This is a genomic window from Bacillus sp. FSL L8-0099 (assembly GCF_038006385.1).
In the GTDB taxonomy this organism is placed as follows: domain Bacteria; phylum Bacillota; class Bacilli; order Bacillales; family Bacillaceae_G; genus Bacillus_A; species Bacillus_A toyonensis.
In genome coordinates this window covers 2,276,804-2,291,615 of sequence record NZ_JBBOVC010000001.1, presented here as the reverse complement: position 1 = coordinate 2,291,615, position 14,812 = coordinate 2,276,804, and the positions used below count along the sequence as shown (strand labels likewise).

The following is a 14,812-nucleotide window of genomic DNA, read 5'->3' as shown; positions in this document are numbered from 1 at the left end:
ATTTAATCATGAAAGCAAAGAAACTAATAGGATTAACCATACCAGTTATGTTGTTAATGAACGGTTGCATAAAAATAGAAGAGTCTAAACCTGCTAAGACAGAAGAGTCTAAAACCGCTAAGACAGAAGAGTCTAAAACCGCTAAGACAGAAGAGTCTAAAACCGCTAAGACAGAAGAGTCTAAAACCGCTAAGACGGATTCTGAAGTTAAGACTTCTAAAGAAGCTGACTCTAGTACTTCAAAGCAGTCAACTTCTGATGTGAAGAAAGTAAGAGTATTAGCAGACGACTATCCTATGTATTTAATTGATTTAGGAAATGAGTTTGATAGACTATTCAAAGAGTACAATAATATAGTTGGGGAAGCTAGCAAAGGCAATAAGACACGAAAAGACGTATTAGTTAGTGTCGAAAACATCTTTAAAGCAATTGATAAGTTTGAAGAAATCGACCCACCGAACAAGTATATAGATGCTCAAAAGGATATTGAGAAAGCAACCGCTAAGTACAGAAAAGCCTTTGAGGGAGTAGAACGTATTTTCTCACAAAACACAGAGAAAAATACTGGTGGTAAAACTGACAAAGAAGTAATTGAAAACGCTGAAAAGTTAGTTAAAGAAGGCGACAAATACTGGATTGAAGTATATAACAACATGAAAAACGAAGTAACGAAGGCGAACGGCGGCGGAATATCTGCTAGTGAGAAAACAGGAATAGACACTAATTCAGGTGTTAACGAAGCAAACGTTAAGAGTAAAGTAACAGACGGAACTGAGTTAATTGCTGACTGGGGACTTGAAACTTCTAGTGGTTTCCTAGTAACATTTATCATAAAAGGTGGAAATACTTTTGAGTTATATACAGCAGGAACTTACCCAAACAAGGACAATATAACGGAAGGAACATGGTCTTACGATAAAAACTCTATGACTTTTGAATTACATATAACGAAGCGAATGGACAACGGTAAAGAAGTCACTGTTTCTAAGAAAGACATACCTTATATTGTACAGAATTTCGATGGTAAGACCTTACAATTATTAAATACAGAAACAAATAACACAACAAGATATGTGAAACAAAGTTTCTAATAGACAAGAAATAGAGTCACTCCCTCTTAACCACTTAGATTTCTTTTATCAAGATGGATAAAACGTAACAACTATTTATAAATGGTATAACTTCATTTGGAAATCACAATTAATCTATGAAAAAAGGAATGATTCATGCATAATGAGCATTCCTTTTTTCGTTCTCTTACTCAACCAATATCATTTAAAATAAATTTATATCAATCTTCCCCCCTTTTTATTCCAATAAAAGTTTTTCACATAAATGTCATAAATCGTATGGTCTAACTATATAGTTGAAAAGGAATGCGACATTAAAGTGTCGCTGAAAAACTCATCCAAGAAAAGGGAGGAAAAATCTTTTGAAAAACAAATTCATTGTTTTCCTATCTGTTTTGTCATTTATTATTGGTGGTTTCTTCTTTAACACGAATACTTCAAGTGCTGAAACATCATCTACTGATTACGTTCCTAACCAATTAATCGTTAAGTTCAAGCAAAATGCATCTTTAAATAATGTGCAATCTTTTCATAAATCTGTCGGAGCTAATGTCTTATCTAAAGATGATAAGTTAGGTTTTGAAGTCGTTCAATTTTCAAAAGGTACTGTAAAAGAAAAAATAAAGAGTTATAAAAATAATCCAGATGTGGAATATGCAGAGCCGAATTATTACGTTCATGCCTTTTGGAATCCAAACGATCCATATTTTAAAAATCAATATGGATTACAAAAGATCCAAGCTCCACAAGCTTGGGATAGCCAACGAAGTGATCCTGGTGTAAAAGTAGCTATCATTGATACAGGAGTTCAAGGCTCACACCCTGATTTAGCTTCTAAAGTAATTTACGGACATGATTATGTTGATAACGACAATACATCTGATGATGGTAATGGTCATGGTACACATTGCGCTGGAATTACTGGAGCACTTACGAATAATAGCGTCGGAATTGCTGGTGTTGCCCCGCAGACTTCCATTTACGCTGTTCGCGTATTAGATAATCAAGGAAGCGGGACTCTTGATGCTGTAGCGCAAGGTATTCGAGAAGCTGCTGATTCGGGTGCAAAAGTAATTAGTTTAAGTTTAGGAGCTCCAAATGGTGGTACTGCATTACAACAAGCAGTTCAATATGCATGGAATAAAGGCTCTGTTATAGTTGCAGCTGCTGGAAATGCTGGAAATACAAAAGCTAATTACCCTGCTTATTACAGCGAAGTAATTGCAGTTGCTTCTACAGATCAATCAGATAGAAAATCTTCATTTTCTACTTATGGTAGCTGGGTAGATGTTGCAGCACCAGGTTCAAATATATATTCAACATATAAAGGGAGCACGTATCAATCATTAAGTGGTACATCTATGGCAACACCTCATGTTGCAGGAGTCGCTGCTCTTTTAGCAAATCAAGGATATAGCAATACACAAATCCGCCAAATTATTGAGTCAACTTCTGATAAAATTAGTGGTACAGGTACGTACTGGAAAAACGGTAGAGTCAATGCATATAAGGCTGTACAATACGCTAAGCAATTACAAGAAAATAAAGCTTCGTAAGAAATACAGTGAAACTTTAATTATTGGAGGCTTTGTACATCCCAAATGATTATTTTCCCACACTAATCGGTACTTTATAGGCAGTTCATGCAGGATAAAATAGAAGGAGAGACTTTTACAATTAAAGTCTCTCCTTCTTACAAACTATATTACTCCCCCCTTTTCTGAATCATATGTAAATACAGTACAAAATCCATCATTGTCGATGAATGACCAAGTTGACGGATCATTGCTGTTATATTTCCTCTATGATATGTACCATGATTTACGACGTGTTGCACTAATTCTAAAATTGAAGTATGTAGTGTCCCTGCATATGGATTCTTAATAACAAATTCAGCATGTACATCTTGTTGTGTACTTAGAAATTCTTTATACTGATTAGCTATATTTAAAAACATTTCTTCTAATTCATTTAGCGATTTTGTATCGATTTGTTTTTTTAACTTTTCACGATCTTGTATTGCTTCACTCATACTTCTGCCATGTAATATGTGTAACCACACTTGATCTGTAATATAAATATGCGCAAAAGTATCCTTAATGGATGGGAATACACTCTGTATCTGCTCATTAAAAATTGTCTCATAATTTGGTAACTCTTTTAATCGATTGAATAATCTAGTATTAGCCCAAGCATGGTAATCACACTGTTTTAATATATAATCTTTCAATTTATATTACCTCCTTATTGTATAAAACGAATGTTTTGCTCCTTCATTTCCGATTCTCTATCAGCTTTTACAATCCCTTTTTCTTCAATTTCATGTTTATTTATCGTTTTATATTTTACATATGTATAAAATTCCGTTTGAAATGGAAATGGTGTAATCCGAATTGTTTCCTCGTCCACCCATTCAGCTTGAATAAGTTTCTCCTCTTTACTATTAAACATTTCTGTTCCTTCAAAACCATCTTTAAATAAATCAACTTCATCTTTCTTTTTGACACCAGGCTTATTCATACATACGTATAAAGAAAGTTCATCACAAAACTTTAATAATCTATAATGTTTATCGAACATCGCAAACTGTTCCTTTGTTAACGTTTTCAAAATTCTTTTTTGTCGTTCTAATTCATGTTTATAAAAAGAAAGCATCTCTTCATCTTCCTCATTTAATGGGAATGATAAAAAGTGTTTACTACACAGTAATGCCCCGTATGGATTAGAATCTTCAATTTCATTCAAACCAATCGTATAAAAAACAAAACGTAATGGGCTTGGACAATCCATAAATGTATACGGAATATTTTTAGCATCATTCAAAATTGGTACTTTATCAAGTTCTATCCATCCTCTATCATGTTCATATATTGCATCAATTGTCTCTTTTAAGTATGTTGTATCTTCAAAAAAACATTCTTTTATATGCCTAGCAATCTCTCCAGCCAAAAAACCATGATCATGTTGACGAATTAATATACTCTCTTTCTCACTCTTTTCACGAAAAATCATACGTATATTCCCCCTCATCCTCATACTATTGCTTTTTGTATGCATCAATTCTTAATTAATCCCCAATTATTAGCAGGGATTCAGTCTCTTGCAACGAAATTAACATAACTATATAGTATTCTTTCCAACCATAAAACTAGCTTTATCTTTACTATCCATTATACTAAAACATTCATTCTAAAAAAATTTTTATGAGGTGAAAACATGAATAAAACAGAATTAATTAAAAATGTGGCACAAACAGCTGATATTTCTCAAAAGGATGCTTCTGCAGCTGTACAATCCGTATTTGACACAATTGCTAACGCATTACAATCTGGCGATAAAGTTCAATTAATCGGTTTTGGAACGTTTGAAGTGCGTGAAAGATCTGCTCGTACAGGGCGTAACCCACAAACTGGGGAAGAAATTCAAATTGCGGCTGGTAAAGTTCCAGCATTTAAAGCAGGTAAAGAATTAAAAGAAGCTGTTAAATAAACAAGAAACCAGCCATTTTATAGGCTGGTTTCTTGTTTATTTCTTATTTAAGCAAGTCCTTTATATTTTCTGCATGATACACTTCACAAATATAAAATACACATTTGCAGTTACTTACAATTTGATATTTTCTAGTTGGATACACATTCGCCGCAACTGAACATCCATCAAACAATTCGATAATATTTCCAGATGGCTGATATCCTTCATATAATACGTTTCTTCTTACTTCCATTTTTTCTATCAGGTTTTCAACAGGAATAGTTCCACTTTCTAATTCACTTTTTATTGTATCCGGTAAAAAAGAAGTATCCGCAAAAATTAGATTTTCAGATAACACCTTACCTTTATAACTAACATTAGATACACGATAAAGAAATGTTCCGTTTTTATCAAAGAAATTTTTTGCTTCTTTCGGAATGTACTGCCTATCTATTACCTCTTGTTCTAGAACATCAAATTGAACTGTATCATTCAAAAGCTTTTCTAAAGCAAGAATAGATGATGTATCTCCAGAAAATAAAATATTTTTAATTGCTTGTACATTATAAGTGAATTCATTTGTTCTACTTTCCGCCACTAACATGTGGAACACCTCTTCTATAAAATATTTTATTAAACTTATTTATAATTTAATAGCGCTACCGCGTCTAACTGCGTAATTTCAGTTACTTCTTTACTAAATATTGCAATGGAAGCCATATAATCTAAACTAGGCCTTACATCTTCCATCCTTGTATTTTCTGCTAACTCTTGTCTATCCCTAAAAACCAACAATTTAGGAGGATCATTTGGAGCTGATACAGTAATTTCAACTGGTGGAATCAATAGTCCTTCACCTGTCGCTTTCAGCACAGCTTCTTTTCGAGTCCAATACGTTAAAAATCCTTCTAATCGCTGTTCATTAGGTAATTTCATAACTTGTGCTATTTCAATATCTGTTAATACGCCCTCTGCCATTTTCATCACATCTACATTTGGATTCATTTGTTCAACATCAACACCGACAGATGCAGATTTTGTAAATGCAACGACAACCCACTCACCCGAATGTGAAACTGATAATTGTGGCATACCTTCTGGTAATTGCGGCCTACCATGTTGTAACTTACATACTGGGCACAATCGATCAATCGGCACTTGAACTGGCGACATAGAAAGTATCTTTCCAAGAACTAACCTACTAATTACGCAACCTATTATAAAACGTGCACGATCTGCCGAATGATGATATGAATTTGCTTTCTCTTGCTCTACATCATTTAGTAAATTGTAATGCCATGATTGTAAATCTGAAATTCTTGCCCACCATATTTGACAATCATTCTCATTCAAAGTTGGTATAGAATCTACAACTTTACTTTCTATCATGTAAAATCTCCTTTTTACTACTAATATCAATTTCAATTAAAGTAGCATACATATATTGCTATTCATTGACGAGTTCTTTCTCTTTTTGTGATACGGATAACATTTTTTCTTTCTTCTTTGACATTACCTCTTTATCAGAAATACGTAAAGAAAATAGTAATGCTATAAGTAAAAATAGTGCTGATCCAATTAATGCCGCTTGATATGGTAAGAAATCTGATTGTGCGTTATTACTTCCAAAACCAGACAGTATACTAGCTAAAACAGCAACTCCTATGGCAGATCCTAATCGATTTTGCACATTGAATATAGTAGTTGCTCTACCCATAGAAGGTGGTGTGATATTGTTAAAAGCAGAAAATTGAACTGCACCGACAGACTGCCCTAAGAAAATACCTATGCCAAACAATAATGCCCGTATTTGCCATGGATTCGTATCATGATTTACAAAACTTAATAATACAAATATAACCGCGGTACTTATTAGTCCAATAGAGATTACCTTTCGAGCACCTAATTTCTTATACGTCCATGGTACAATTTGCGAAGAAATCATTAATCCAATCGCCTCTGGAAATGTCGTAAGACCTGATTCCAGCGCAGAAACTCCGATTACATTTTGATACATAAGCGGAAAAACAAATAGCATTCCAAGTAAACCAGCTGATGAAAACAAGGATATGAGACTCATTTTTCTAAAAACGGGTTCTTTTAATAAGCGTAAATCTAACATCGGTTGCTTTACTTTCAATTCTACTATTATAAACAGTGAAATGAATACAATCCCAGCTATCCCAGTACTTATTATTTCTAGAGAAATCCATCCTTTTGACGGCCCTTGACTGAGTGCATAGATGAGCATCGCAAAACCTGGTGCTGAAAGAACAAAACCGAGAGAATCAAAACGACCAGCTGATTTTTCAATATGCTCTGCTAAAAATAGAAGTCCAAATAGCAACGCAATAATACCAAACGGCAAATTAATATAAAATGCCCAGCGCCAAGACATTTGATCTACAAAGAAACCACCAATAATTGGTCCAATCGCTGGTGCAACAGCAATTGGCAGTACAATAAATCGAGAAATTTTTGGTCTTTCCTCTGGTGAAAATGTTCGGAATAACATCGCCATCCCGACCGGTGTTAAAAGTCCGCCACCTGCACCTTGAATGATACGAAAAATATTTAATGAAGTAATATCATTCGCAATTCCACATAATGCAGATGCAATTGTAAAAACGAAAAGGGCAATTAAAAATACTCTTTTCGTACCAAAACGATCGCCTAACCAACCGGAAATCGGAAGAAAAACAGCTAAGCTAACTAAATACCCAACATTTACTGTCCCCATTGCAGATGGGGGTACTTGCAGTTCTTTGCTTATCGTTTGCAATGCTACATTCACAATTGTTGCATCCATCGCAGCCATAAACATCGCTGTTATATACACGATGCTTATAACTACTTTTGGATTTATTTTTACTTTCATTATTGTTTTCCTACTAATATTTTTTCGCTAATTTGATTTTTTTTTGGCTCTAAATCATTCCAGTTTACTTCAACGTATTCTAAGCAAACTTGTCTGCTAGCTTCTTCATGTACGACATTCCATCCAATTGGTACATCGAGAAAGGCAGGCCAGAGAGAATACTGGCCCTCCTCATTCATTAATACTTTATATGTGTAATTATCATTTTCAAATGGATTCGTCATACTCTATTTACCCCTTTCTTATTCTGTAAATATTTCGCTAGTACTTGCCCAATTTCTGTAAGCGGCCCTGGCTGACATAAATCTTTATGTCTACAATCAATATCATGTTGCACGATATCTCCATCTAAATAATTTAGCCATGTATTTGGAGAAATGGGATCAAACCAGTCTGGTATAACAGTAGACCTAAAGAATAAAATATCCCCGTTATAAACTTTCGGTACGTACTTCCCTAACAACCCTACCGAATTTACATATGTTTCTTTCAAGTTTAAAATAGTCTCTTCTTCAAGACTTGCTAATGCACTTCCATCTTTGCGAAGTATTGCAATCGCACTTTCCATAGTCAGTGGTTTACCATCCATGTTGTCTGGGTCATATCCGCCTAAAGCAAGTAATGCGATTAACGCTTCCTCTTCAGTAGGCGCTTCCGTATTCGGTAAGAAGTGTCCAGGATAAGAATCAAGCATAACGAGTAATTCTACTTCTTCTCCTTCATTTTGTAGTTGCGCCGCCATTGCATGCACAACATTTCCTCCAAGCGACCAACCTAATAAACGATATGGTCCATGAGGCTGTACTTCACGAACATGTTTCAAGTAATCCGCCGCCATCTCCTCTAAACTTTTTGGAAGTTCTTCATTTTCAGCGATACCACGTGCTTGTACACCATAGATTGGATAATCTGTTCCTAAAGATTTCATAAGTCCTGCATAGCACCAACTTAATCCACCTGCTGGATGTACACAAAATAGTGGTAATTGATCCCCGCTTGCTCGTAATGGAAGCAACACATCAAGTGCACTTTGACCATTCCCAATCTCAAGCCTTTCAGCAAGCCCCGCAACAGTAGGTGCTGCAAATAAAGTTCCAATATTCAGTTCAACGCCAAGTGCCTCTTTCATACGACTCATAAGCTGCACTGCAAGAAGTGAATGACCACCAAGATCAAAGAATCCATCATCAATTCCAATTTGAGACACACTTAAAACTTCTGTAAACAAGTCACATAACATTTCTTCTTGCGGTGTTCTCGGTCCGCGGCTAGATGATGATGCAATAAACTCTGGAGCTGGCAATGCCTTTCTATCTAATTTACCGTTTGGAGTTAAAGGTAACTCATTTACTACTACAAAAGCGTATGGAACCATATAATCTGGTAAACTACCACTAGCATGCTGACGCATTTCATTCGTATCAATCGTTTCATTATTTGATGCGACGATATAAGCAACTAATCGTTTATCCCCTGGTTGATCCTCCCGGACAATAACGGCCACTTGTTCAACTTTATCGTGTTTCATTATGACCGCTTCTATTTCCCCTAATTCAATTCGGAATCCACGAATTTTAATTTGATGATCTGCACGTCCTATATAATCTAACGTCCCATCTTGACGCCAGCGCGCTAAGTCTCCTGTGCGATACATTCTTGTACCAGGTTTACCAAATAGATCTGCGATAAAACGTTCAGCCGTTAATCCTGCTCTTCCTAAATATCCACGAGCTAGTCCAGCACCTGCAACATACATTTCTCCAACTACTCCTGGTGGCACTGGTTGTAAATAGTTATCTAATACGTATACTTTAAGATCTGGTATACTGCACCCGATTAAACTATTTGCTCGTAAAGAAACGATACTCTCATCTAACTCAATATAACTAACATGTACCGTCGTCTCCGTTATACCGTACATATTAATAAGTTTCGGTGCGTTATGAGGATGACGACTATACCAATCTTCTAATCGACTTAGTTCAAGTGCTTCTCCACCAAAAACAACATATCGTAAAGATAATTTTTGACCGAGCTCTTCATTTTCACGATCTGCTTGCATCAATTGATAGAACGCTGATGGAGTTTGGTTTAAAACAGTAACTTTTTCCTTAACAAGAAGCTGTAAAAATTCTTTCGGCGAGCGACTTACAGTATGTGGTACTACAACTAAACGCCCTCCATATAATAAAGGTCCCCAAATTTCCCAAACCGAGAAATCAAAAGCGTATGAATGGAACATCGTCCACACATCGTCTGCGTCAAATTGGAACCAATGATCGGTTGCTCCTAAAAGTCTTACTACATTTTGATGAGGTATCATAACCCCTTTCGGTCTACCTGTTGAGCCTGACGTATAAATAACGTAAGCAATATGTGAAGGAGATAACGGCTTCATGCGCTCCATTTCATCAATATTGTCTTCACTATATTTTTCAATTTCTTCTATTACGTTCACATCATCAACTAAAATCTTTAGTGCCTCATCACATTCAATTTCTACACTTGAATTTGTTAACACACATGATGGTTTTGCATCGTGTAGCATAAATGAAATACGATCTGACGGATAATCCGGATCTAACGGAAGGTATCCGGCACCTGCTTTAAGAACAGCAAGTAAGCTTACAACCATATTTAAAGATCTTGGCATCGCTAAAGCAACGAGTTGATCCGGGCCGATTCCTTTTGCTATTAACGAACGAGCTATTTTATTCGCTTTTCCATTTAACTCTTCATACGTTAGCTTTTCATCTTCAAAGACGACAGCAATAGAATTTGGATTTACATGAGCCTGCTTTTCAAATAATTGTGGCAATGTCATTTCAGGCACAATTTGAAAACCACCATTCCACTTTTCTAAAACTGTATTTCGCTCTGCTAAAGTTAATATTTCTAATCTACCAATTGATTGATCCGGATGTTTGGCTGCATCATCTAATAATAGAATGAATCGTTCTATTATTTTTTGAACCGTTTCACGTTTATATAAATCGGTACTAAACTCTAACAATCCGTGTAAGCCGTTTGGAGTACCATCAACTCCATTACTCTCGCTAATTTCAAATGTTAAATCAAATTTTGCAGAACCAACACTTTGAATTTCAAGGCTCGCTTCTAAATCCGGGACATCAAACGTCGCTTCAGGCGTATTTTGGAAAGCTAACATAACTTGAAATAGCGGATGACTATTTCGGGTACGTACTGGGTTTAACACTTCAACGAGTCGTTCAAATGGAACATCTTGATTTTCATAAGCTGCCAGATTTACCTGCTTCACTCTATTTAATAATTCTTTAAAACTTGGATCTCCTGATGTATTTGTACGTAACACTAATGTATTCACAAATAAACCAACTATATTTGATAGCGCATCGTCATTTCTTCCAGCAATCGGACTTCCAATTGGTATATCAGTGCCTGCACCTAATCTTGTAAATAGTGCACTAAGCCCTGCTTGCAATACCATAAACAAACTAACCCCATTTTTACGACCAAGCTCTACTAACCTACTATGCATACCTTCATCTATATGAAAATGAATTGTTTCCCCGCGATAACTCGTTTCCACCGGACGCTGGTAATCTGTAGGCAACTCCATTTGGTCTGGTAAACCTTTAAGTTCTTCTTTCCAAAAATCTAATTGTGTTGAAATAAGACTTTCTGGTGTCGTTTCATCACCTAGCAATTGCTGTTGCCAAAGTGCATAATCTGCGTATTGAACTGGTAGTGTCTCCAGCTGAACTCTGTCACCTTGACATCGTGCTTTATACGCCGCTGTAAAATCTCTCGTTAACGGTTGTAATGACCATCCATCACCTACAATATGATGTAAAAGAATTAGTAAAACATGTTCGCTGTCACTCACTTTAAAAAGTTGTAAACGAACCGCTGGCTCAACATCAAGATTAAAGCTATGTCTTACCGCCTCTGAAAGCACACTTTCTAATTCATCTTTACATGTTTTTGTTATAATCATTTCTAGATTTAAGTCTTCCATATTTAAAATCTTCTGATAGGAACTACCTAATACGTTAGGGAAAATTGTTCTAAGTGTTTCATGTTTCTCAACTACATCATAAAAAGCACCTTGTAATGCTTGCCGATTCAATATTCCATTCATACGAATGACTAGCGGAATATTATAAGTAGGACTTGGACCTTCTAAACAATTTAAAAACCATAATCTACGCTGTGCAAATGAAAGTGGAACTTCATTTGGTCTATTTCCTTTCTTAATAGCTGGTCTTGCGCTTTTTGCACGATCCAATTGTTTCGCTAATTCAGCAACAGTTGGCGATTCAAATAGTTTTCCAATTCCTATTTCCACACTTAATGTTTCACGAATTCTTACCATTAGACGCGATGCGAGAAGTGAATGTCCACCCATTTCAAAGAAATTATCATCAATGTTAATTCGAGAAACACCAAGTACTTCTGCAAATAAATCACATAATATTTCTTCTTTCGGATTTCTAGCAACTCTCTCATTGTTCATTCCATTAAAATCAGGAGCAGGTAATTTCTTTCTATCAACCTTACCATTTGGTGTTAATGGTAATTCTTCTAGCACAACAAATGCTGATGGTACCATATAACTCGCTAAACTTTCTGAAACATAAGAGCGAATTTCTGAAAGATGAATCGTTTCCTTCTCTTCAGCAACGATATACGCAATAATCCGTTTATCATTTGGATGATCTTCTCGTACCATTACTACCGCTTGTTGAACATTTTCATGTCGTTGTAATACCGTTTCAATTTCAGCTAATTCAATTCGGAAACCACGAATTTTTATTTGATGATCTGCGCGACTCATGTACTCTAGCACACCGTCGTTACGCCATTTCACAAGATCACCTGTGCGGTACATAAGCTTCCCTGGTTCTCCATATGGATTTGCAACAAATCGTTCAGCCGTTAACGCAGGTTTTCCTAAATATCCGCTTGCGATTCCTTCTCCTGCAATATATAATTCACCGATAACTTCAGGTGGAACAGGTTGTAATCCTGCATCCAATACATACACTTCTGTATTGCAAATTGGCTTTCCAATAGGTGGTATACCCTTTTCACTTTCATCAATGTTCATGAAAGTAGACCAAATCGTCGTTTCAGTTGGTCCATATAAATTAGTTATTGAGCAACCTAATTCTTTTAATTTATTTGCTAAATACGCTGGAAGAGCTTCACCACCAACAAGCATGTTTAGCCCTTGTAGCTTCTCTGGGTAATCAGTTACTAACGCCTGCCAAAGCGTCGGTGTAGCCTGCATAACGGTCACTCTTTCTTCATGTAAAAGTGTCGTTAATGCAGAAGGCTCTTGTATGTCTTCTTTTTGCGCAATTGTTAAACTTGCACCACTAATAAGAGGTAAATAAATTTCTAGAGCAGAAATATCAAACGCAAACGTTGTAACTGCTAATAAATGATCATTTTCATTTAATGAAAACTTTTGTTGCATAGCCATTAAAAAGTTACTTAAACCTCTCATAGGAACAATTACACCTTTTGGGTTTCCTGTTGAGCCTGAAGTATATATTGTATAGGCTGGGTTTAAAAGTGATACATCATTCTTACATGCTATATTCATACGAGAATATGTATGTAACGCTATTTTCGTTTCTTCTTCATTTAATACAATTTTTTTCATATCATTTTCTATAACTAACTTAGATGAAACAGATGAATGTGTTATGATACAAACTGGTTTTGCATCATTTACTATATAATTAACTCTTTCTGCTGGGTATTCTGGATCTATTGGTAAATAAGCTGCACCAGCCTTTAGAACTGCTAGCATACTAACTACCATTTCTATTGACCTTGGAAATACTAAAGCTACAAACTGATTTGGTCGTATTCCTTCTTCTACTAAATAGTGTGCTAGTTCATTCGCTCGTTCATTTAGCTCTTTATACGTAAGTTTTATTCCGTTACAAGTAACCGCTATTTTATTCGGATTTTTTTGTACTTGTTTTTCAAATAATAAAGGTAGATTGATTAGCTCTTCAGCTTCCTGCGTTTCATTCCATTCCAATAAAACTTTATGGTTTTCTTCAGGCAGAGTAATGTTTATTTTTCCAATAGACTCGTTTTTCTCATAATTATTTATTACTAATTCAAATAGATTCATAAATCTTTCTTTATGCAATGCTAGCTCCGCGCCATTATATACTTCGGGATTCGCATCAAAATGAATCATTAACTCCTTTTGATCAAAACGTTTATATACATTTATCGATAAATCATCGACAGGTCCTGCTGATAAGTTATGCGTAATACCACGCTTCCCAGCAAAATTAAGCCCGTAATCAAATGGCATAACATTCACTAACGGTCCAAACAACCTTTGATTTTCACCTAGTAACTTTAAGTCTCTTCTTAATTCCTCATGACGGTATTTATGATGGCGACGTACATCTCGGATTTCTTTAGAAACTTGTTGCAATAATTCCGCAAGAGTTATATTTGGAGTTACTGTAATACGAAGTGGAACTAAATTCATTACCATACTAGGTGTATGAATAGATACAGAACCTAGACGTCCCATCATTGGTAAACCTAAAACAATATCATTTTCACCTGTTAATTTATGCATATAAATACTTGTTACAGCGACAATGAATTCCGGCCAACTTGTTAACGAAATATTGATTTCTTCTAGTAAAGTTTTCGTGCTAGAACTAGATAAATAAGCTGTTTCTCGTGAAAATCCATTTGATGTTCTCGGTGCTCGTTCTGCCAAACTTACAACTTCTGGTTCATCCGCAAATTTTTCTAACCAAAAAGTACGATCTTCCTGAAATTGTTTAGACTCACGATACTCAATATCTTCTTGCACAACTTTTGCAAGAGAACCAAATGGCTTTTCATTCTTGTTTGTTTCTTCTATAAGTGATGTATACTCATTCGCTACCTTTTGGCTAAGAAGTGAAAATCCATAGCCATCCATCACAATGTGATGGATGCGCTGATACCAAAAGAAACGATTATTTTCAACTTGAATAAGTGCTTCAGTAAATAAAGTATCTTTTTTCAAATCGACTGGCATAGATAAATCATTTTTCATCCATACTTTAGCAGCTTCTTCAGGATTTTCTTCTTTACGAACGTCAATAAAATGCATATGAAACTGTGATTCTTCAATAACTTGCCATGGGCCAATTTCATCCTCTTCGAAGCGAACATGAAGTGCTTCTGCTTCCATTACAACTTTACGTACAGCTAATTCAAAAATGTCTTGATGAATATTCCCGTTTATTTCTACATATTCCCCAGTATTATATATCGGATTAAGCGGATCTAATTGTTGCGCAAACCACATACCAGACTGCGCAGATGATAACGAATGACGAATCTTTTGACTGTTAGGCATTCTTTACTACCCCTT

General features: G+C 35.5%; 10 protein-coding genes. 3 read left to right on the top strand and 7 right to left on the bottom strand.

Translation table 11 applies throughout. The features are described 5' to 3' along the window. Positions 1–8: 8 nt before the first annotated feature. A complete protein-coding gene (locus tag MHH42_RS11750; protein ID WP_340893402.1) occupies positions 9–1,091 on the top strand; it encodes a DUF3994 domain-containing protein in 1,083 nt (360 codons plus the stop codon). Between the two features lie 341 nt (positions 1,092–1,432). After that, the gene (locus tag MHH42_RS11745; RefSeq protein ID WP_000790784.1) at positions 1,433–2,626 is read left to right on the top strand and encodes a S8 family peptidase; all 1,194 of its coding nucleotides are present in this window, start codon (positions 1,433–1,435) and stop codon (positions 2,624–2,626) included. Positions 2,627–2,775: 149 nt separating this feature from the next. On the opposite strand, the gene MHH42_RS11740 is transcribed toward MHH42_RS11745, so the two are convergent. Further along, complete coding sequence (locus tag MHH42_RS11740; protein WP_070173164.1) at positions 2,776–3,300, bottom strand: DinB family protein; 525 nt, start codon at positions 3,298–3,300, stop codon at positions 2,776–2,778. 14 nt (positions 3,301–3,314) lie between these two features. Further along, on the bottom strand, positions 3,315–4,082 hold the full coding sequence (locus MHH42_RS11735) for a DUF3891 family protein (protein ID WP_000577310.1): 768 nt from the start codon (positions 4,080–4,082) through the stop codon (positions 3,315–3,317). A gap of 204 nt (positions 4,083–4,286) precedes the next feature. Here MHH42_RS11735 and MHH42_RS11730 point away from each other — a divergent pair, with 204 nt between their 5' ends. Further along, complete coding sequence (locus MHH42_RS11730) at positions 4,287–4,559, top strand: HU family DNA-binding protein (protein WP_001043908.1); 273 nt, start codon at positions 4,287–4,289, stop codon at positions 4,557–4,559. A 43-nt stretch (positions 4,560–4,602) separates the two neighbouring features. Here the strand turns inward: MHH42_RS11730 and MHH42_RS11725 are convergent, their stop codons facing one another. Genes MHH42_RS11725 through MHH42_RS11705 form a run of 5 tightly spaced genes read right to left on the bottom strand, consistent with a single transcriptional unit; the run spans position 4,603 to position 14,797 of the window. Then, positions 4,603–5,145, bottom strand: coding sequence for a hypothetical protein (locus MHH42_RS11725; RefSeq protein WP_000959149.1), 543 nt, complete (start codon positions 5,143–5,145; stop codon positions 4,603–4,605). Between the two features lie 35 nt (positions 5,146–5,180). Further along, the gene (gene sfp / locus MHH42_RS11720) at positions 5,181–5,930 is read right to left on the bottom strand and encodes a 4'-phosphopantetheinyl transferase Sfp (RefSeq protein WP_000573008.1); all 750 of its coding nucleotides are present in this window, start codon (positions 5,928–5,930) and stop codon (positions 5,181–5,183) included. 58 nt (positions 5,931–5,988) lie between these two features. Further along, positions 5,989–7,419, bottom strand: coding sequence for an MDR family MFS transporter (locus tag MHH42_RS11715; RefSeq protein ID WP_340893400.1), 1,431 nt, complete (start codon positions 7,417–7,419; stop codon positions 5,989–5,991). Then, on the bottom strand, positions 7,419–7,643 hold the full coding sequence (locus MHH42_RS11710; protein WP_000184075.1) for an MbtH family protein: 225 nt from the start codon (positions 7,641–7,643) through the stop codon (positions 7,419–7,421). The genes MHH42_RS11715 and MHH42_RS11710 overlap by 1 nt, the downstream gene beginning before the upstream one ends. Continuing rightward, entirely contained in the window at positions 7,640–14,797 is a 7,158-nt protein-coding gene (locus MHH42_RS11705; RefSeq protein WP_070173163.1) for an amino acid adenylation domain-containing protein, read from the bottom strand. Before MHH42_RS11705 ends, MHH42_RS11710 begins: the two co-directional genes overlap by 4 nt. Positions 14,798–14,812 lie beyond the last annotated feature (15 nt).